The organism is Pseudomonas sp. CFSAN084952, assembly GCF_009648855.1.
In the GTDB taxonomy this organism is placed as follows: domain Bacteria; phylum Pseudomonadota; class Gammaproteobacteria; order Pseudomonadales; family Pseudomonadaceae; genus Aquipseudomonas; species Aquipseudomonas paracarnis.
In genome coordinates this window covers 3,802,447-3,822,377 of record NZ_CP045767.1, presented here as the reverse complement: position 1 = coordinate 3,822,377, position 19,931 = coordinate 3,802,447, and the positions used below count along the sequence as shown (strand labels likewise).

The window sequence follows — 19,931 nt, the reverse complement described above, 5'->3', positions numbered from 1 at the left end:
GATGTCTGTCATGAAAAGCCTGCAAGGGTTGCCTCGTCTTATCAGTGCTTCGGTAGGGACGCCCGGCAAAGCCCGCAACTTGCCCGCCGATGTTCAGTGCATCCAGTATCTATTCAATTTGATCATTCCCAAGATGGGGTTTGCCTTGCTGGAAAACGGCAAGTGCGACGGCCAGTTGGTGCAGTGCATCAGCCAGTATCAGTTTCGCCATCTCAAGTACGCCCATCCCGATGGCGTGATCGACCCCACCGGGCGAACGTTCAACAGTCTGATCGAAGAGGCGCTGAAGGTGCCGGTGCGGGCTTTTCCTAACACGCGCATTCCGACGTTTCTCAACATTTTCGGCAATAACAACATCGATGCGGTACAGGCCACGGTCAATGTGTACCTGGACCGTGTGCGTGCGGTGATCGAGGCCGAGCGGCGTAACCGGCAGTTGATGATGCAGTCCACCTGCGACGGCGGGACGACCTTGAGCGATACGGATTTCCAGAACGCCGCCAAGCAATTGGGCAACGGTATTTCGGTGAATGTGGTCAAGGCGTTCGCCACGGTGGAGTCGGGCGGGAAAGTGGGGTTTGGGCCGGCCAAGTTGCCGATCATCGCTTTTGAAGGGCACCACTTTCGCAAGTACACCAAGCACATCTACGACCAGTCGCAGCCGCTGCTGTCGTATGTCTACAAGAAAAAAGCCGGCCCGCAATGGCAGACGAACAACAAGGATCAGGTCAAGGCCTGGGAGACCATGGCCACTGCCTTTGCGCTGGACCAGGAAGCGGCCTTGATGTCGGCCTCCTGGGGCATGTTTCAAATCATGGGGTTCAATTTCGCGGCGTGCGGATTCAAGACGGTGTTTGAGTTCGTGGCGTCATTGAAGGTCAATGCCGGTAATCAACTCAAGGCCTATCTCAGCCTTTGCAGCCACAACTCGGCCTTGTTGAGCGCGATGAAAAACAAGGATTTTACCGCCATGGCCCGAAACTATAATGGCGACGATTACGGCAACTATGACGTCCTGATGAAACAAGCCTACGAAGCCTTTGAAGGGAAGAAATAAGATGATTCGTTATCTGGCGATGGGAGTGTTGTCGTGGTGCGCCGTGGCGCCCGCGTTGGCCGGCTCGGCGGCGTTGCATTCAGGTAAATATGAAGGGCTGATGCTGGCGGTGACGCCTGGGCATCAGGTCGAGGGGTTCTATCAGGAATCGATGGGCGAGGGTGTGGCCCGTGGTTGCACGTTCTACCTGCAAGGCAAGCCCGAAGCGCTCACCACCTGGCGGGACGCTGCCTACCCAGGCAGTTTGGCCGCGGCGCCCGACGGGGTGACCCTGACCGTGGCGCAGGGCCGCCAACACCCTGGCTGCATCAATGTGCTGATGCCGGAAATCGCCACGGGCCTGGAGCTGAGCCAGACCGCCAGCAAACAATGGATCGGCTTGGTGACGGTGTCTGCCGACAAGGCTTACCTGCTTAAAACGCCGGGCGCCAAAGCGGCAAAGCGGCCCTACATCGTCAAGCATGACGTGGTGGGCGTACTGGCGTTCAAGGACGGTTGGGCGCAGGTGGAATTCATCAACGCTGACGACCGCTCTTTCACGGGCTGGATCAGCCAGGGCCAGTACGCACGGTTGGCTGCCCCGAAGCCCTAAATTGTAGGAGCGAGCAAGTCAGCCAAAGGTCTCGCGCAGTAGCCCGGCGAACGCATCTCGCGCCAGGTGCCGCTGGGTGTCCGTATGCCAGAACAACAGGTTGTCCACGGGCGTCAGCGCTTCAAAGCGATAAGACGCCAACTGATTGGCCTGTTCATAGCGCGCCAGGATCCCCTCGGGTGCCAACGCCACGCCAATCCCCGCGCTGACGCAACCGATGATCGTGCCCCAGCTTGCATAGCTGGCAATCGCTGGCTTGACGTTATGGGGCTTGAGCCAGTTTTCCAGGGCGGCGCGATAAGGGCAGCCCGGCGGCCATACCAGCAATGTACGGCCGGCCAAGTCCTCGGCGCTATTGATAGGCGCGCTGCACGCGCTGGCGATCAGCACCAGGCGTTCGCTGTAGACCACGCTCTGTTCCAGCTTCGTGCGTTTGCCGCCGGCGGCCACCAGCGCCACGTCCAGGCGGTGGTGCTGCAGGTCGTCCAGCAGTTGCGCCCAGGCACCGGTGACCAGTTCCAGGCTGACATTGGGATAACGCCGGTGGTATTCCGCCAGCAGCGGCGGCAAGCGCCCGCTGGCACTGGATTCCACCGCACCGATGCGCAAGGTGCCACGGGGAATGGCGCTGGCATCCACCGCGCGTTTGGATTCATCCACCAAGGCCAGGATACGTTCGCAGTAATCCAGGAAGATTTCTCCCGCAGCGCTGATCGCCAGCCCTCGGCCAGCACGGATAAACAGCGGCGTGCCCAACTCGCTTTCCAGCTGCTTGATGCGCGTGGTGATGTTGGACGGCACACAGTGCAATTGCAGTGCCGCCTGGGCCACGCTGCCGGTTTGCGCCACGGCTCGCACCATTTTCAGTTGGGCCAGTTCCATTGCTCAGTTCCAATGATTTCAGAAGTCAGAAACGCTTAATTGTCCTATGCCTGGCCTGGGCCAAGACTGGCAGCATTCCTTTTGCGTGGATGCTGTCGATGAATACTCCGTCACCTCTGAAGCTTACGCTAGTCATTGCCAGCGTCATCCTCTGCTGGGCGTATTCGCCCATCGGCGTACACATGGGGTTGCACAGTTATAGCCCCGGCCAATTGGCGCTGCTGCGGTTTTTGATCGCGTCGGTATTCATGGGCTGCGTGGCCTGGGGGGTGGGAATTGGACGGCCACCATTGCGCGACCTGCCGTGGTTGTTGGTGCTGGGCTTTTTCGGGGTGTTCCTGCACCACACTAGTCTCAATCATGGGCAGCAATGGGTGACGGCGGCAGCGTCGAGTGTGTTGGCACAGTCGGCGCCGTTGTTCAGTGTGTTGATCGCGTTTTTCTGCTTGAAAGAGCAGGTCAGCGCCTGGCGCTGGGGTTGCGTACTGTTGGGGTTGGCTGGCGTACTGGTGGTGATCTGGGGCGACCAGGGCATGGGCGATCTCAACCCACGGGGTTTGCTGATCTTGTTGGCGGCCTGCTCATGGAGTGTGTACTTCGCCATCCAGCGACATTACGCCCATCGCTACAGCCCGTTGACGATGGCGTGCTACATGGTGTGGTCCGGCACGCTGATGCTGTGCGTGAACCTACCGGGACTGCCCGCCGCCATCGTGCAGGCACCGATGGGGGAGAATCTCGCCGTGCTGGTGCTGGGTATTTTTCCCAGTGCCTTGGCCTATCTGGCCTGGGGTTACGTGTTGAAGCACGTCGAGGTCAGTCGTGCGTCGGTGGCGATGTACCTGATTCCACCGGTTGCCATGCTGATGGCCGCCACGCTGCTTGGCGAGCACGTCACCCTGCAGGTGATGCTGGGCGCAGTGGTCGTGCTGGCCAGCGTCGCCGCTATCAGTCTGGAAGGGCGTTGGCGCTCCAAGGTGCCAGCAAAACGTCCTCAGGTGCCCTCTGGGAGGCCAATCGAACAAGCTTCGTCAGATTAGACGAGCGTGCCGGATGCAATTTCCCCCTTGCTCCGCTAGCATTACCGGCTTCTGCTTCCCAGTTGCGACGGTTTTCGATGAGTTATCAGGTTCTTGCACGTAAATGGCGCCCGCGCTCGTTCCGCGAAATGGTCGGCCAGACCCATGTGCTCAAGGCTCTGATCAATGCCTTGGACAGCCAACGGCTGCACCACGCCTACCTGTTCACCGGTACGCGCGGGGTGGGCAAGACCACGATTGCGCGCATCATCGCCAAATGCCTGAATTGTGAAACCGGTATTACCTCGACGCCTTGTGGCACCTGTTCGGTGTGCCGTGAGATCGACGAAGGGCGTTTCGTCGACCTGATCGAGATCGACGCCGCGAGCCGTACCAAGGTCGAAGACACCCGCGAACTGCTGGACAACGTGCAGTACGCGCCGAGCCGTGGCCGCTTCAAGGTCTACCTGATCGACGAAGTGCACATGCTGTCCAGCCACTCCTTCAACGCCTTGTTGAAAACCCTGGAAGAGCCGCCGCCCTACGTCAAATTCATCCTGGCCACCACCGACCCGCAGAAACTTCCGGCAACGATTTTGTCGCGGTGCCTGCAGTTCTCCCTGAAAAACATGACCCCCGAGCGTGTGGTCGAGCATTTGACCCACGTGCTGGGCGTCGAGAACGTACCGTTCGAAGACGACGCGCTGTGGTTGCTGGGCCGTGCCGCCGATGGTTCGATGCGCGATGCCATGAGCCTCACCGACCAGGCCATCGCGTTTGGTGAAGGCAAGGTCATGGCCGCCGACGTGCGCGCCATGCTCGGTACCCTGGACCACGGCCAGGTGTTCGACGTGCTGCACGCGCTGATCGAGGGTGACGCCAAGGCGTTGCTCGAAGCGGTGCGCCACCTGTCGGAGCAAGGCCCGGATTGGAATGGCGTGCTTTCGGAAATCCTCAACGTATTGCACCGCGTCGCCATCGCCCAGGCCCTGCCGGAAGGCGTGGACAACGGTCATGGCGACCGTGATCGCGTATTGGCCCTGGCCCAGGCCTTGCCGGCCGAAGACGTGCAGTTCTACTACCAGATGGGCCTGATCGGTCGCCGCGACTTGCCCCTGGCACCCGACCCGCGGGGTGGCTTTGAAATGGTGCTGCTGCGCATGCTGGCGTTCCGGCCGGCAGATTCGGCAGACGCACCGAGACAGCCGCTAAAGCCAGTGGGGATCAGCCAGGCCACAGTTGATTCCGCCAAACCCGTGGCTGGGGCGGCCGTTGTCGCGCCAGTAGTTGCAGCGCCTGCGGTTGCTGTGCCTGAGCCGGTTGCGCCGGCACCTGAGCCTGAACCTGCGCCGGTTGCCGTCGCACCGGTGGTCGAGCCCGAGCCGGTCATTGAGCCCGAGCCCGAACCCGTGGTCGACTTGCCCTGGAATGACCCGGTCGAAGCGCAAGTAGAGCCCGAGCAACAGCCCGCCGTGGAGCCCGTGCTGGAAACCACCGGCGAGCAACCCGAGCTGACGCCGATGCCTACGCCGACTCCGGACAGCGTGGTGCCGGATGCCCCTGAGTGGGTATCGGCGCCCGTTCCTGAACCGACGGTCGCCCAGGTCGACGCGGCCACGCCGGGCATTGACCTGGATGACGAACCGCCGCTGGACGAAGACTACATCGAGCCGGACATGGATTCGGCCTACAGCTACCTGGACGAACTGGCCAGCGAGCACACCGCGGAACCGGCGCCCGAGCCCGAGGCAGAACCTGCCGCGGCCCCGGCTACCGGTCTGGCCCTGCAATGGCTGGAATTGTTTCCGAAATTGCCGATCTCCGGCATGACCGGCAGTATCGCCGCCAACTGCACCCTGATTTCCATCGAAGGCGACCACTGGCTGCTGCACCTGGACCCGGCCCATAGCGCCTTGTTCAACGCCACCCAGCAGCGCCGGCTCAACGATGCGCTCAACCAGTACCATGGGCGCACGCTGACCATTGCCATCGAGCTGATCAAGCCCGAGCAGGAAACGCCGGCCCAGGCCGCGACCCGTCGGCGCCTTAACCGCCAGCGCGAGGCTGAGGATTCGATCCACGCAGATCCGCTTATCCAACAAATGATGCAACAGTTCGGTGCGGTCGTCCGCCACGATACTATTGAACCTGTCGAAGCCCCGGTGCCCCAAGCGTCATGACACCGGGCTATTCATTGATCCACGTACTTTTGAGGTGATTCCCATGATGAAAGGTGGCATGGCCGGCCTGATGAAGCAGGCGCAGCAGATGCAGGAAAAAATGGCCAAGATGCAGGAAGAGCTGGCCAACGCCGAAGTCACCGGTAAAGCCGGTGGCGATATGGTCAGCGTGGTGATGACCGGTCGTCACGACATCAAGCGTGTCAGCATCGACCCAAGCGTATTGCCGGGCGTGGGTGAAGATGACCTGGAAATGCTCGAAGCGCTGTTCGCCGCAGCCGTCAACGACGCTGTGCGCAAGATCGAAGCCAACAGCCAGGACAAAATGTCCGGCGTGACCGCTGGCATGCAACTGCCACCGGGCATGAAACTGCCGTTCTGATACACGCTTTAGCTAGACTCAAATGCCAGGCATCGTGCCTGGCATTTTTTTCGCCGGTCGAAACATCGAACCCCAAGCCTTCACCGATGGTCTGCACCCTATACCGTTGAAACCACTCACCGATAAAGGAGCCCCGCTGATGCCTCAAGAAATGACGCTCAACCAACGCATCGTTCTGGTCTCACGCCCTCAAGGCGCCCCCACGCCGGAAAACTTTCGCCTGGAACGTGTCAGCCTGCCGGACCTGGCAGACGGCCAGGTGCTGCTCAAGACCCTGTACCTGTCTTTGGACCCCTACATGCGTGGACGCATGAGTGACGCGCCGTCCTACGCCGCACCCGTGGAAATCGGTGAAGTGATGACCGGTGGGGCTGTCAGCCGTGTCGAGCAATCGCGCAACCCGAAATTCGAAGTGGGCGACCTGGTGGTCGGCGCCACTGGCTGGCAAAGCCACTGCATTTGCGAAGGCCATAACCTGATCCCGCTGCCCAAGGGTCTGCCGAGTCCGTCGATGGCCCTGGGCGTACTGGGTATGCCGGGCATGACGGCCTATATGGGCCTGATGGATATCGGCCAGCCCAAGGCCGGGGAAACCCTGGTGGTGGCGGCTGCGTCGGGCGCGGTGGGGTCGGTGGTGGGCCAGGTGGCCAAGCTCAAGGGCTTGCGCGTGGTGGGCATCGCCGGTGGCGCGGACAAATGCCGCTATGTGGTGGATGAGTTGGGCTTTGACGCCTGTATCGACCACAAGAGCGAAGACTTTGCCCATGAACTGGCCCTGGCCTGCTTCAAAGGCGTGGACATCTACTTTGAAAACGTCGGCGGTAAAGTCTTCGATGCTGTGCTGCCTTTGCTCAACCCCAAGGCGCGCGTGCCGCTGTGCGGGTTGATCGCCGGCTATAACGCCCATGAAGCGCCCAGCGGCCCTGACCGTTTGCCGGCGCTGCAACGCACCTTGCTGACCAAGCGGGTGCGGATCCAGGGCTTTATTGTGTTCGACGACTATGGCGACCGCCAGCCGGAGTTCCTCAGCGCTATGGCGCCTTGGGTGCGCGAGGGCAAGATCAAGTTCCGCGAGGACGTGGTCGATGGCCTGGAGCAGGCGCCCGAAGCCTTTATCGGCCTGCTCGAAGGGCGCAACTTCGGCAAGTTGGTGGTGCGCGTCGCGCAGGATTGAGTATTTGACGCTAATCCGGGGCGCGGGTATAAACCGCGTCTCGTTGTTTTGTCGGACCCTTCGCCCATGAGCTTCAGCCCCCTGATTCGCCAACTGATCGACGCCTTGCGCACTTTGCCCGGCGTCGGCCAGAAAACTGCCCAGCGCATGGCGCTGCAACTGCTGGAGCGTGATCGCAGCGGCGGCACTCGCCTGGCCCAGGCCCTGAGCCAGGCCATGGAAGGTGTGGGCCATTGCCGCCAGTGCCGCACCCTTACCGAAGAAGAACTCTGCCCGCAATGCGCCGACCCGCGTCGCGACGACACGTTGCTGTGCGTGGTGGAAGGGCCGATGGATGTGTACGCCGTGGAGCAGACCGGTTACCGCGGGCGTTACTTCGTGCTCAAGGGCCACCTGTCGCCGCTCGATGGCCTGGGGCCGGAAGCCATCGGTATTCCACAACTGGTGGCGCGAATCGAAGAGCAGGGCACCTTTACTGAAGTGATCCTGGCGACCAACCCGACGGTGGAAGGTGAAGCCACGGCTCACTACATCGCTCAGTTGCTGACCAATAAAGGTTTGATTACTTCACGGATCGCCCATGGCGTACCGTTGGGTGGCGAGCTGGAATTGGTGGACGGTGGCACCCTGGCGCACTCGTTCGCAGGCCGCAAACCCATCGCGCTTTAAAACCCACTGCAGTCCCAATGTGGGAGCTGGCTTGTCGGGTCGCCGCATCGCTGCGATAGCATCACCACGGTGTACCTGAAAAACCGAGGCGTCTGCATCGCGGGCAAGCCCGGCTCCCACATTGGTTTTGTGTGACGGTAAAAAATGTATTCGGCTTGATAACCAAGCAAGCGCTTGGTAAGTTCGCTCCATCCCGCCATGGAGCTTGCCGATGTCTGCCTTTCAGGAATACTTCGATCCCAGCCACCAATTGGTCCGCGACAGCGTGCGCCGCTTCGTCGAACGCGAGATGTTGCCCGGCATCGAGCAATGGGAGGAAGCGGAAAGTTTTCCCCGCGAGCTTTACCTCAAGGCCGGTGCGGCGGGCGTTCTGGGCATCGGCTACCCCGAGGCGCTGGGTGGCAGCCACGAAGGCGATCTGTTCGCCAAGGTCGCCGCCAGCGAAGAGCTGATGCGGTGCGGCTCCGGTGGCCTGGTGGCCGGGCTCGGCTCCCTGGATATCGGCCTGCCGCCCATCGTCAAATGGGCCCGGCCCGACGTGCGTGAGCGCATAGCGCCTCTGGTGCTCGCCGGCGAGAAGATCATCGCCCTGGCGGTCACCGAGCCCAGCGGCGGCTCGGATGTAGCCAACCTGCAAACCCGCGCCGTACGTGAAGGCGAGCATTACCGCGTGAGCGGCGCCAAGACCTTTATCACCAGCGGCATTCGCGCTGATTTCTACACCGTGGCCGTGCGCACAGGTGGGCCGGGCTTTGGCGGTATCAGCCTGCTGCTGATCGAAAAAGGCATCCCGGGTTTCACCGTCGGCCAGCCGCTGAAGAAGATGGGCTGGTGGGCGTCGGACACCGCCGAGTTGTTCTTCGACGATTGCCGCGTGCCTGTGGGCAATCTCATCGGTGTCGAGAACATGGGCTTTGCCTGCATCATGGGCAACTTCCAGAGCGAGCGCCTGGCCTTGGCCCTCATGGCCAACATGACCGCGCAACTGGCCTTGGAGGAAAGCCTCCAGTGGGCCGCCCAGCGCGAAGCATTCGGCAAACCCATCGGCAAATTCCAGGTGCTCAAGCATCGCCTGGCGGAAATGGCTACCGCCGTGGAGGTTTCCCGCGAGTTCACCTATCGTCAGGCCGCGAAGATGGCCGCTGGCAAGAGTGTGATCAAAGAGATTTCCATGGCCAAGAACCTGGCCACCGATACCGCTGATCGGGTGACGTATGACGCGGTGCAAATATTGGGGGGGCAGGGGTATATGCGTGGCAGCCTGGTGGAACGGCTTTATCGCGATAACCGGATTCTGTCGATTGGTGGCGGGACGCGTGAAGTGATGAATGAAATCATCAGTAAACAGATGGGGTTGTAAACCGGGGTGTTCTTTCGGGCCTCATCGCGGGCAAGCCCAGCTCCCACAGGGGAATGCATTCCAAGGTGGGAGCCGGGCTTGCCCGCGATGACGGCAGTACTGCCGACCTTTATCTCTCGGTCAGCCCAAATTGCGTCAGGCAAAACGTCGGAATCCCCATGTCTGCCAAGCGCTGCGAGCCACCCAGCTCTGGCAAATCAATAATCGCCGCAGCCTCAAAAATCTTTGCCCCCATGCGCCGCACCAGGTTCGCTGCAGCAATCAGGGTGCCGCCGGTGGCGATCAGGTCATCGAACATCAGCACCGAATCGCCTTCGCACAGGCTGTCGGCGTGCACTTCCAGGAAGGCTTCGCCGTACTCGGTCTGGTAACCCTCGGCCAGCACGTCCGCCGGCAGCTTGCCTTGCTTGCGAAACAGGATGAGCGGCTTGTTGAGCTGGTAGGCGATGATCGAGCCGATCAGGAAGCCACGGGCATCCATCGCACCGATATGGGTGAAGTCGGCTTCGACATAGCGTTGGGCAAAGCTGTCGGCCACCAGGCGCAGGGCGCGGGGCGATTGGAACAGCGGCGTGATGTCACGGAAGATCACCCCAGGCTTGGGGAAGTCGATGACGGGGCGAATCAGGGATTTGATGTCGAACGAATCAAAAGTCATCGTCGAGGAGTCCAGAGCGGAAAACGGACTCGAAGTATACCTGCGGCCTCGCCGATTGGCGCGGCCGCAGCCTGGATCAGACCTCCAGGGAACCGCCAGCCAATGCACACAGCTGGATCGGGTCGAGGATATGCACCTCTTTGCCCTCGGCGGCGATCAACTGGTTCTGCTGGAAACGAGTAAACACGCGGGACACGGTCTCAACCGCCAGGCCCAGGTAATTACCGATCTCATTGCGCGACATGCTCAGGCGGAACTGGTTGGCCGAGAACCCACGGGCGCGAAAGCGCGCCGACAGGTTGACCAGGAAGGTGGCAATGCGCTCATCGGCGGTTTTCTTCGACAGCAGCAGCATCATTTGCTGGTCGTCACGAATCTCGCGGCTCATCACGCGCATCAATTGGCGGCGCAATTGCGGCAGTTGCAGGGCCAGTTCATCCAGGCGCTCGAATGGGATTTCGCACACCGAGGTGGTTTCCAGGGCCTGGGCCGACACCGGGTGAATCTCGGTGTCCATCCCCGACAGCCCGACCAACTCGCTTGGCAGGTGGAAACCGGTGATTTGCTCTTCGCCGCCGTCGCTGAGGCTGAAGGTCTTCAACGCGCCAGAGCGTACTGCATAGACGGAATCAAACTTGTCGCCCTGGCGAAACAGAAACTCGCCTTTTTTCAGCGGGCGGCCGCGTTTGACGATGTCGTCCAGCGCATCCATGTCTTCCAGATTCAATGAAAGTGGCAGGCAGAGGGGAGCCAGGCTGCAATCCTTGCAATGGGCCTGGCTGTGAGCGCGCAGTTTGACTGGCTCGGACATTTCTTAAATCCTTGTGGGAAAACACACATAAGACGTAAGGGTAACGCACTGGGGGGCACGGAGGCCAGCGTGTACAAAAAACCGACCGGTATATAAAGATTTGGCTAAAACCGCCGATAGTACTGCTATCGACTACAAATACGGCGGCTCAGACCATGTTAGCCCTCACTGCTCAACTCGCTTCGCGCACTCAGATCCAGGCACTGCCCGAACCCAAGAAAGCTGCCGAACCGGATGTTGCCGCGATCCCGACGACCGACGAAGCCAAGCCTGCCGTTTCGGTGACCATCTCCGGCGCCGCGATGAAAGCTGCTGCGGCGGAAAAAGCCACAAACAGTGACATCGACGACAGCGGCCTGGCGGACAACGTCAAGAATCTGCTCAAGATGATTCGTGAGATCAAAAAGCAGATTGCCGAGAAACAAGCCGAGATGGCTGCGGTAATGGCCGACAGAAATCTCAGCCCAGAACAGGCCCGTGCCCGACTCTCCGGGCTGCAGTCAGCGTTGAGCGCACTGCAAGCCAGCTTGACCAGCGCCCAGGCGTCCCTGACCAAGGCGATGAAAGACATGAGTGCCGGTGATGCAGTCAAGGCTGCCAGCCTGGCCATGAAGTAAGTACGTCTAGATGACCCGCGAAAATCGTTGCCTGTTCTGGTGCTCCAGGTAGGCATCGAACACCATGCACACTGAACGCACCAGCAAGCGCCCGGCCGGGAGCACACGAATGCCGTGGGCGTCCAACGCGATCAGGCCGTCGGCGGCCATCGTTTCCAGCTGCGGCCATAACTCGGCAAAATAACCGCGAAAATCGATGTTGTACGCCTGTTCGATCCCCTCGAATGCCAGGCTGAAATTGCAGATCAAATGCTGGATTACAGCCCGTCGCAACCGGTCGTCCGTAGTGCAGACCAGGCCGCGGCTGGTCGCCAATTGCGCACCCGCCAAGGCATTCTGGTACTGGTTCAGATCACTGCTGTTCTGGCAATACAGGTCGCCGATCTGACTGATCGCTGACACCCCCAGCCCAATCAAGTCGCAGTGCCCGTGGGTGGTGTAACCCTGGAAGTTGCGCTGCAGTTTGCCTTCTTCCTGGGCGACGGCCAATTCGTCGTCCGGCAGGGCAAAGTGGTCCATGCCGATGTAGCGGTAACCGGCTTGGGTCAGTTGTTCGATGGTGGTTTGCAGCATCAGCAGTTTTTCCGCTGGTGAGGGCAGCTCGTCAGTGTTGATCCGCCGTTGGGGCATGAAGCGTTCCGGCAGGTGCGCGTAGTTGAACACGGACAGGCGGTCAGGCTGTAAGCGGATGACTTCTTCCACGGTGCGCGCAAAGTTCAACGGCGACTGCTTGGGCAGGCCGTAGATCAGGTCGATATTGATCGAGCGAAATTGCAAGGTGCGCGCTGCATCGATCACGGCGCGGGTTTCTTCCAGGCTTTGCAGGCGGTTGACCGCCCGTTGCACCTCGGGGTCGAGGTCTTGCAGGCCGATGCTCACGCGGTTAAAGCCCAGTTCGCGTAGCAGGCCCATGGTGGCCCAGTCGGCTTCGCGCGGGTCGATTTCGATGCCGTAGTCGCCCGAATCGTCATCCAGCAAATTGAAATGCTGGCGCAGGCATTTCATCACCTGGCGCAGTTCATCGTGGCTGAGAAATGTGGGCGTACCGCCGCCCAAATGCAGTTGCTCCACGGGCTGCTGCGGGTCGAGGTGGCAGGCCACCAGCTGGATTTCCTGCTCCAGGCGCTGCAGGTAGGCCTGGGCGCGGCCACGGTCCTTGGTGATCACCTTGTTGCAGGCGCAGTAGTAACAAATGTTGGCGCAGAACGGCACATGCACATACAGCGACAGTGGCCTTACGGCCTTGCGGCTGTCACGCAGGGCGTGGAGCAGGTCGAAAGTACCGACCTGGCTGTCAAATTGTACGGCGGTGGGGTAGGACGTGTAGCGCGGCCCCGCCAAGTCGTAGCGGTGAATCAGATCTGTGTCCCAACGAATGGCGTCGAGCATGCGGGCGGTCCCCCGGATTGGCTAGTGGGCCGAGTCTAGGGGGAGGGCGGTGCAGGCATCTTGATTTGCATCAACGGGGAGCGGCGCTATGCCACAGGGCCTGTTAATGCCCCATTAGCCAGTGCTGATGGGGGCCGGGCAAGGTCCAGAGGCCGAAGATCATCACCAGCACCCCACCGGTCACCCGCACGCTGCGCTTGCGCAATAACGCCGTCACCCGTTCGGCGGCCAGCCCGGTGGCCAGTAACACCGGCCAGGTGCCCAGCCCGAACGCCAGCATCAGCAAGGCGCTGTCCAGTGCATTGCCCTGGCTCGCCGCCCATAGCAGGGTGCTGTAGACGAGCCCGCATGGCAACCAGCCCCACAGCGCGCCTAGCAGCAAGGCACGGGGCAGGCTGGACACCGGCAGCAAACGGTTGGCGACCGGCTGCAGATGCCGCCACAGGCCGCGTCCCAGGCTTTCGATACGGGTGAGGCCGCTCCACCAGCCGGCCAGGTACAGGCCCATGCAGATCAGCAGCAGCCCGGCAAGCACTCGCATGAACATCGCCGCCGGGCTGTTGGCCACCGCCCAACCGGCCAGGCCGATCAATAAACCGGCGGTGGCATAGCTGAGGATGCGCCCCAGGTTGTACGCCAGCAGCAGGCGAAAACGGCGGCTGCGTTGTTCCTTGGGGATCGCCAGGGTCAGCGCGCCCATCAGTCCGCCGCACATGCCCAGGCAATGGCCGCCGCCAAGCAGGCCTAGGATCAGCGCCGAGACCAGCAAGGGCGCCAGCTCAAGCATGGGGCGGCTCTTTGGGCGCTTGCTCAGGGTTGTTGGCTTCATCGATGGCGGCCAGGTGGTTCGGGTCCTGGTCGTCGAACAGCACGCTGTGGGCCGGGCCATCGAGGTCTTCGTACTGGCCGCTGTCCACGGCCCAGAAGAAGATGTAGATGGCCACGCCCACTAACAGCAGTGCCGCCGGAATCATCACGTAGAGAGCTGGCATCTGTACTCCATGCCCACGCGGCTCAGGCCGGCAGCGGGCGGGTTGCTGGGGCGGTCCCCGGCGCTTGCGCGCTCGGCAGGCGAGTGAGGCGCAACGCGTTGAGCACCACGGTCAACGAACTGAGGGACATGCCGATCGCCGCCCAGATCGGAGTGATCCAACCCAGGGCCGCAAACGGCAGCATAAGCCCATTGTACAACCCGGCCCACAACAGGTTCTCGATGATCACTCGGCGAGTGCGCCGCGCCAGGCTGAAGGCCTGCACCAGCGCATCCAGGCGGTTGGACAACAGCACCGCATCGGCGCTGGTTTTCGCCAGGTCCGTGGCCGAGCCCATCGCCACGCTGATATCAGCGGCGGCCAGCACCGGCACATCATTGACTCCATCGCCCAGCATCAGCACTTTGCGACCTTCTTTGTGCAGGTTTTGCAGTACCTTCAGCTTGTCGTCAGGGCGCAGGCTGCCGTGGGCTTCGTCGATACCCAGCTCAGAGGCGACACTGGCCACCATCGGCGAACTGTCGCCGGAGAGCAACAGCGTGCGCCAGCCCCGCGCCTTGCATGCGGCGAGCAAGGCGGGTGCGTCGCTGCGCAGGCGGTCATCCAGTACGAACCAGGCCAGCGCCCCGCTGCGGTCGCCCAGCAGCAGCCATTGCCCGGCTTCGTCCGGTGAGGCGGGAATCGCACAGCCACTGAGTTCACAGACAAAACCCGGCTGGCCGATGCGCAACAAACGTTCGCCCACACGACCTTCCAGGCCCAGGCCTGGGGTGCTCAGCACTTCATCGGCGGCCAGCGGCGCACGGCCGAAGGCACGGGCAATCGGGTGTTCGGAACGGTTCTCCAGGGCGGCGGCCAGGCCCAGGCATTGGTCGCTGTCCAGCGCACTCAAGGGCCGAATGGCGCGCAACGCCAGGCGCCCTTCGGTGAGGGTGCCGGTCTTGTCGAAAATCACCGTATCAACCTGGTTCAGGCCCTCCAGCACATGGCCGCGGGTCAGCAGCAACCCGAGACTGTGCAAGGTGCCGGTGGCGGCGGTGAGCGCGGTGGGCGTGGCCAGGGACAGAGCGCACGGACAGGTCGCCACCAGCATCGCCAGCACAATCCAGAACGCCCGCGACGGGTCCAGCTCCCACCACAGCAGGCCGATCAGCGCAGCGGCGATCAGCGAGCACAACAGGAACCACTGTGCAGCGCGGTCGGCGATCTGCGCCAGGCGCGGCTTCTCGGCCTGGGCGCGCTCCAGTAGGCGCACGATGGCGGACAAGCGCGTGTCATGCCCCAGGGCGCGCACCTGAACGGTCAGCGCGCCTTCGACATTCAGCGTGCCGGCCGTGACGTTGTCGCCCGTGCGCCGAGGTTGCGGCAGGTACTCGCCGGTCAGCAGGGATTCATCGATGCTGGATTGGCCGTCGAGAATCACGCCATCCGCCGGCAGTACGGAGCCGGGGTGTACCAGCACGCGATCACCCAGCGCCAATTCGCTAAGCAGGATGCGCTCGCTCTGGCCATCGTCTTTGAGGCGCAGGCAGGAGGCGGGCAACAGGTTGACCAGTTGGGCGGTGGCTGCGGCAGTGCGCTCCCGGGCGCGGCGCTCAAGGTAGCGCCCGGCCAGCAGGAACAGGGCAAACATGCCCACGGCATCGAAATACAACTCGCCTACGCCAGTGATCGCGGTCCAGATGCCGGCCAGGTACGCGCCGCCAATCGCCAGGGACACCGAGACGTCCATGGTCAGGTGGCGTGTGCGCAAGTCACGCAGGGCGCCTTTGAAGAAGGGCGCGCAGCTGTAGAACACGATGGGCGTTGTCAGAAACATCGCAACCCAGCGCAGGATGACGTGCAATTCCGGGCTCAGGTCGATATTGAATTCCGGCCAAGTGGCCATGGTTGCCATCATGGCCTGGAACCACAGCAAGCCGGCGACTCCCAGTTGTCGCAGGGCCAGTCGATTCTCGCTGGCCAATTGTTCGGCTGCGCGGTCGGCCTGATAAGGATGGGCGGCGTAACCGATATGGCGCAGCTCGCTGAGCAGTTGGCTCAACGGCAATTGCCCATCGGCCCAGCGCACGTGCAGGCGGTGGTTGGACAGGTTCAGTCGCGCTTCGGCCACGGCAGGCAGGCTGCGCAGGTGTTTCTCGATCAACCAGCCGCAGGCGGCGCAACTGATGCCTTCCATCAGCAGGGTGGTTTCGGCCAGCTCGCCCTGATGGCGTACAAAGGGTTTTTGCACATCGGCGCGGTCGTACAGCGCCAGCTCGTCCACCAACTGCACGGGCAGCGCCTCGGGGTTGGCCGAGGCTTCGCTGCGGTGTTGGTAATAGCTTTCCAGCCCGCCGGCCACTATCGCCTCGGCCACGGCCTGGCAGCCCGGGCAGCAGAGTTCACGGCGTTCGCCGAGGATCTGGGCGGTGAACCGACTGCCGGAGGGGACGGGTAGGGCGCAGTGGTAGCAGGGGGTGGGTTGGGTCATTGCTCAGTTCCGTAGATCGTTCCCACGCTTTGCGTGGGAATGTTGCCCGTGACGCTCTGCGTCACAAAGCAGACGCAGAGCGTCCAGCAAGGCGTTACCACGCAGAGCGTGGGAACGATCATCGTCTACTTCTTCAGGTCTTCAGCGCCCTGCAACGGTTCGTCACCCAGCAGCAAGTCCTTGTCGTGGCTGACCTCTTCTTCTTCGAACAGGCGCCAGGTGTTGCCGCCCTCCACGCCAAGCAGTTCCACGAAACGGCGACCTTCGACCTTGTCGGTGACCTGGCCGATGTAGCGACCGGGCTCGCTGTCGCTGCGGGTGAGGTTGATCTTGCGATCCTTCTCTGGCTGGGTCGGGGAGATCAGGTTCAGCTCCAGAGTATTTGGATTGCTGTAGCCAGTCAGTTGCAGCTCGACCTCGCCGGTCAGTTCGTCCAGGTGCAGCTTGCCGCGCAGTTGCAGGGTCTGGGCCAGGCGCTCGCGGTCCAGGGAACGGTTGATGCCTTTGCCGGCCTCGTAGTAGTTGTCGTTGACCAGGTTGTCCGGGTTGTTCACTGCGATGGTCACCATGGACAAGGTCAGGGTCACTGAGCAGGCCAGAATCGCGATGATGATCCAGGGCCAGAGGTGTTTGTACCAAGGGCTGGCGGCAGTAGTTGCGGGCATGCGTATGTTCCCCGTTAACGAACTTGTGGGCCGATGAATCGGCTCTTGGCTTCAATATGAACGCTGGTGTCATCGGCGTCCTTGAGGATGAAGGTCACCTCGTTGGTGCTCGACGGCAACTGCTCCGGCGCACTCGACAACTCCACCGGCATGCTGACGATATCGCCCGCGGCCACTTTGATCTCACGTCGGCCTTGCAGCTTGAGGTCTGGCAGGCCAGCGGCGTCGAGCACGTAGGTGTGGTCGCGCTGGTCTTTGTTCATGATCTTCAGGCTGTAGACGTTTTCGATGCGTCCTTCGGCGTTTTCACGGTACAGCACGCGGTCCTTGCTGACGTCGAAACCCACCAGCGAGCGCATGAAGAAGGCCGCCACCAACAGGCTGATCATCGCCAGCAATACCAGGGCGTAACCGATCAGGCGCGGGCGCAGCTTATGGGTTTTCTGCCCCGAAAGGTTGTGTTCGGTGGTGTAGCTGATCAGGCCGCGTGGGTACTCCATCTTGTCCATGATGTTATCGCAGGCATCGATACAGGCGGCGCAGCCGATGCATTCGATTTGCAGCCCGTCGCGGATATCGATACCGGTAGGACACACCTGCACGCACATCGTGCAGTCGATGCAGTCGCCCAGGCCCTGGGCCTTGTAGTCGGTACCCTTTTTACGTGGGCCACGCACTTCGCCACGGCGGGGGTCATAGGACACGATCAAGGTGTCCTTGTCGAACATCACGCTCTGGAAGCGCGCATAGGGGCACATGTAGATGCACACCTGCTCACGCAGCCAGCCGGCGTTGCCGTAGGTGGCGAGGGTGAAGAAACCCACCCAGAAATACGACCAGCCATCGGCCTGGCCGGTGAAGAAATCGAATACCAGTTCACGGATCGGTGAAAAGTAGCCGACAAAAGTGAGGCCGGTGGCAAAGCCGATCAGCAGCCACAGGCTGTGCTTGCTGAATTTGCGCAGGAATTTGTTGGCGCTCATGGGCGCCTTGTCGAGCTTGATGCGCTGGTTGCGGTCGCCTTCGGTGACCTTTTCGCACCACATGAAGATCCATGTCCACACGCTTTGCGGGCAGGTATAGCCGCACCACACGCGCCCGGCGTATACGGTGATAAAGAACAGGCCAAAGGCCGCGACAATGAGAATGCCCGACAGCAGGATGAAATCCTGAGGCCAGAACGTTGCACCAAAAATAAAGAATTTACGCTCCGGCAGGTTCCACCATACCGCCTGGTGACCGCCCCAGTTCAGCCACACGGTGCCGAAGTACAGCAGAAACAGAGCGGCACCGCCGACCATGCGCAGATTGCGGAACAAGCCAGTGAAGGCGCGGGTGTAAATCTTCTCACGCGAAGCGTAGAGGTCGACGGTTTTGGCAGGCGGGGTAACGTCATGTACCGGTATCTGGTCGCTCATCATTGCATCCCACGGCGGTGGAGATTTGCCTCGGCCAGTACGTGCCAGCCGGGGTCAAATTAAGGGTGTTGCAGTGGCCTAATGATACGCCCCCGATGGTGCGCAAAGGGTGCGACCTTTGGTCGCGTTGGGGGAAATCAATTGATGGTGTACGTGACCTGGATCAATTGACTTGGCAAGTATGGACGGTTTTTGTGGTTGTGGTGACGCGGCAGGTCTCAAGGCCATCCCGTCAACAGGCCCGGTCTTGAATGTGCAGGAGGACAAATGTGGGAGCTGGCTTGCCTGCGAAAGCGATGGGCCGGTCAGCCTATTTGTGACGGACAGAGCGCTTTCGCAGGCACGCCAGCTCCCACCCCGGATCTAAGCTTTTCAAGAAATGACCCCGCCGCTCTCTCAGTGGCGAGGCCATGGCGTGCTCAGCTAACTTTACTGCTCCTCAGCCTTCTTATCCCCATGAGACAAGCTATACACATACGCCGCAAGCAAGTGCACTTTGTCATTGCCCTGCAACTGCTCCTGCGCCGGCATCTGGCCCTGGCGGCCATAACGGATGGTCTGCTGCAGTTGCGCGAAGCTTGAACCGTAGATGAACGCACCCGGATGCGTCAGGTCGGGCGCGCCCATGGCTGGGGTGCCTTTACCAGCCGGGCCGTGGCAGGCCACGCAGTTGGCGGCGAAGAGTTTCTCACCGTTGGCCACATCGGCCTTGGCGCCTTCCGGCAGTTTGCGGCCATCGAGTTGGGTCACCACAAAGCCTGCTACGTCAGCCACGCCTTGCTCACCGATGACTTCGGCCCAGCCCGGCATCACCGCGTGGCGGCCCTTCATGATGGTTTCCTTGATGGTGTTGGGTTCACCGCCCCAGCGCCAGTCGGCGTCGGTCAGGTTGGGGAAGCCGTAGGCGCCTTTGGCGTCGGAGCCGTGGCACACCGAGCAGTTGGAGGCGAACAGGCGGCCGCCCATCTTCAAGGCTTGCGGGTCCTTGGCGACTTCTTCAATCGGCATCGACGCGAATTTGGCGAAGATCGGCCCGAACTTGGCCTCCGACCTGGCCATTTCCTTTTCCCACTCGTGCACGCCGGTCCAGCCGGTCTGGCCGTTGGCGAACGGGGTTTGCTTGTCGTTGTCGAGGTAGTTGTAGCCTGGCAGCAGGCCCTTCCAGTTGCCGAGGCCAGGGTAGAGCACCAGGTAACCAAGGGCGAAGACGATGGTGCCGACAAACAGCATGAACCACCACTTGGGCAGCGGGTTGTCGTACTCCTCGATGCCGTCGAACGAGTGGCCGACGGTCTCGTCCGTCTGCTCGGTGCGCTGGCCCTTGCGGGTCGACAGCAGCAGCCAGGTCAGGGCGAAGATGGTACCCAGACTGAGGACTGTGACGTACAGACTCCAGAACGTAGTCATTCTTTGTTACTCCTAGAAGCTTGCTCGACGTGCTTGATGGCTTCGGGGTCATCTGCGAAGGGCAGCATGGTCGCGTCGTCAAACTCCGACTTGCGCCGTGGGCTGAACACCCACAACGCCAGGCCGATAAAGGCCACCATCACCACAACGGTGCCCAGGCCACGAATCATCCCGATATCCATGTAG

Annotated in this window: 20 protein-coding genes; 9 read left to right on the top strand and 11 right to left on the bottom strand. The window is 61.6% G+C overall.

Going from position 1 to position 19,931, the window contains the following annotated elements; all coding sequences use genetic code 11:
* Positions 1-10: 10 nt before the first annotated feature.
* Together GH769_RS17310 and GH769_RS17305 are read left to right on the top strand one after the other, a co-directional pair.
* Positions 11-1,057, top strand: a complete 1,047-nt coding sequence (locus tag GH769_RS17310; protein WP_014719458.1) for an N-acetylmuramidase family protein — start codon at positions 11-13, stop codon at positions 1,055-1,057.
* 1 nt (position 1,058) lies between these two features.
* Positions 1,059-1,649, top strand: coding sequence for a hypothetical protein (locus tag GH769_RS17305; RefSeq protein WP_020302653.1), 591 nt, complete (start codon positions 1,059-1,061; stop codon positions 1,647-1,649).
* Between the two features lie 18 nt (positions 1,650-1,667).
* Here GH769_RS17305 and GH769_RS17300 read toward each other — a convergent pair whose 3' ends face one another.
* Positions 1,668-2,531 carry a LysR family transcriptional regulator gene (locus GH769_RS17300; RefSeq protein ID WP_014719456.1) on the bottom strand — a complete coding sequence of 288 codons (864 nt, stop codon included), beginning with the start codon at positions 2,529-2,531 and terminating at the stop codon, positions 1,668-1,670.
* 98 nt (positions 2,532-2,629) lie between these two features.
* Here GH769_RS17300 and GH769_RS17295 point away from each other — a divergent pair, with 98 nt between their 5' ends.
* The 6 genes from GH769_RS17295 to GH769_RS17270 all read left to right on the top strand — a co-directional run bounded on the left by GH769_RS17295 (position 2,630) and on the right by GH769_RS17270 (position 9,315).
* Positions 2,630-3,571 (top strand): DMT family transporter, encoded by a 942-nt coding sequence (locus GH769_RS17295; RefSeq protein ID WP_032874161.1) that lies wholly within the window; start codon positions 2,630-2,632, stop codon positions 3,569-3,571.
* A gap of 77 nt (positions 3,572-3,648) precedes the next feature.
* On the top strand, positions 3,649-5,730 hold the full coding sequence (gene dnaX / locus GH769_RS17290; RefSeq protein WP_014719454.1) for a DNA polymerase III subunit gamma/tau: 2,082 nt from the start codon (positions 3,649-3,651) through the stop codon (positions 5,728-5,730).
* Between the two features lie 43 nt (positions 5,731-5,773).
* Complete coding sequence (locus GH769_RS17285) at positions 5,774-6,112, top strand: YbaB/EbfC family nucleoid-associated protein (protein ID WP_003193199.1); 339 nt, start codon at positions 5,774-5,776, stop codon at positions 6,110-6,112.
* Positions 6,113-6,251: 139 nt separating this feature from the next.
* Positions 6,252-7,286 carry an NADP-dependent oxidoreductase gene (locus GH769_RS17280; RefSeq protein ID WP_003193196.1) on the top strand — a complete coding sequence of 345 codons (1,035 nt, stop codon included), beginning with the start codon at positions 6,252-6,254 and terminating at the stop codon, positions 7,284-7,286.
* Positions 7,287-7,352: 66 nt separating this feature from the next.
* The gene (gene recR, locus GH769_RS17275; protein WP_014719453.1) at positions 7,353-7,955 is read left to right on the top strand and encodes a recombination mediator RecR; all 603 of its coding nucleotides are present in this window, start codon (positions 7,353-7,355) and stop codon (positions 7,953-7,955) included.
* Positions 7,956-8,166: 211 nt separating this feature from the next.
* Positions 8,167-9,315 carry an acyl-CoA dehydrogenase family protein gene (locus GH769_RS17270; protein WP_032903105.1) on the top strand — a complete coding sequence of 383 codons (1,149 nt, stop codon included), beginning with the start codon at positions 8,167-8,169 and terminating at the stop codon, positions 9,313-9,315.
* Positions 9,316-9,424: 109 nt separating this feature from the next.
* Here GH769_RS17270 and GH769_RS17265 read toward each other — a convergent pair whose 3' ends face one another.
* Positions 9,425-9,973, bottom strand: coding sequence for an adenine phosphoribosyltransferase (locus GH769_RS17265; RefSeq protein WP_003193191.1), 549 nt, complete (start codon positions 9,971-9,973; stop codon positions 9,425-9,427).
* 76 nt (positions 9,974-10,049) lie between these two features.
* Positions 10,050-10,784: a fumarate/nitrate reduction transcriptional regulator Fnr gene (gene fnr / locus GH769_RS17260; protein WP_005790290.1), complete on the bottom strand. Its 735-nt coding sequence runs from the start codon at positions 10,782-10,784 to the stop codon at positions 10,050-10,052.
* A gap of 155 nt (positions 10,785-10,939) precedes the next feature.
* Here fnr and GH769_RS17255 point away from each other — a divergent pair, with 155 nt between their 5' ends.
* A complete protein-coding gene (locus tag GH769_RS17255) occupies positions 10,940-11,401 on the top strand; it encodes a hypothetical protein (protein ID WP_014719451.1) in 462 nt (153 codons plus the stop codon).
* Between the two features lie 6 nt (positions 11,402-11,407).
* Here GH769_RS17255 and hemN read toward each other — a convergent pair whose 3' ends face one another.
* The 8 genes from hemN to GH769_RS17215 all read right to left on the bottom strand — a co-directional run bounded on the left by hemN (position 11,408) and on the right by GH769_RS17215 (position 19,927).
* A complete protein-coding gene (gene hemN / locus GH769_RS17250; RefSeq protein ID WP_020302656.1) occupies positions 11,408-12,790 on the bottom strand; it encodes an oxygen-independent coproporphyrinogen III oxidase in 1,383 nt (460 codons plus the stop codon).
* A gap of 103 nt (positions 12,791-12,893) precedes the next feature.
* Positions 12,894-13,577 carry a sulfite exporter TauE/SafE family protein gene (locus tag GH769_RS17245; protein ID WP_014719449.1) on the bottom strand — a complete coding sequence of 228 codons (684 nt, stop codon included), beginning with the start codon at positions 13,575-13,577 and terminating at the stop codon, positions 12,894-12,896.
* On the bottom strand, positions 13,570-13,782 hold the full coding sequence (ccoS, locus tag GH769_RS17240) for a cbb3-type cytochrome oxidase assembly protein CcoS (protein ID WP_014719448.1): 213 nt from the start codon (positions 13,780-13,782) through the stop codon (positions 13,570-13,572). Before ccoS ends, GH769_RS17245 begins: the two co-directional genes overlap by 8 nt.
* Positions 13,783-13,804: 22 nt before the next feature.
* Positions 13,805-16,255, bottom strand: coding sequence for a heavy metal translocating P-type ATPase (locus GH769_RS17235; RefSeq protein WP_032903106.1), 2,451 nt, complete (start codon positions 16,253-16,255; stop codon positions 13,805-13,807).
* Between the two features lie 125 nt (positions 16,256-16,380).
* The gene (locus GH769_RS17230) at positions 16,381-16,920 is read right to left on the bottom strand and encodes a FixH family protein (RefSeq protein WP_014719446.1); all 540 of its coding nucleotides are present in this window, start codon (positions 16,918-16,920) and stop codon (positions 16,381-16,383) included.
* A 14-nt stretch (positions 16,921-16,934) separates the two neighbouring features.
* Positions 16,935-18,338: a cytochrome c oxidase accessory protein CcoG gene (gene ccoG / locus GH769_RS17225; RefSeq protein ID WP_019820489.1), complete on the bottom strand. Its 1,404-nt coding sequence runs from the start codon at positions 18,336-18,338 to the stop codon at positions 16,935-16,937.
* A gap of 429 nt (positions 18,339-18,767) precedes the next feature.
* Complete coding sequence (ccoP, locus tag GH769_RS17220; RefSeq protein WP_014719444.1) at positions 18,768-19,745, bottom strand: cytochrome-c oxidase, cbb3-type subunit III; 978 nt, start codon at positions 19,743-19,745, stop codon at positions 18,768-18,770.
* A complete protein-coding gene (locus tag GH769_RS17215) occupies positions 19,742-19,927 on the bottom strand; it encodes a CcoQ/FixQ family Cbb3-type cytochrome c oxidase assembly chaperone (protein ID WP_003193169.1) in 186 nt (61 codons plus the stop codon). Before GH769_RS17215 ends, ccoP begins: the two co-directional genes overlap by 4 nt.
* Between the last annotated feature and the right edge of the window lie 4 nt (positions 19,928-19,931).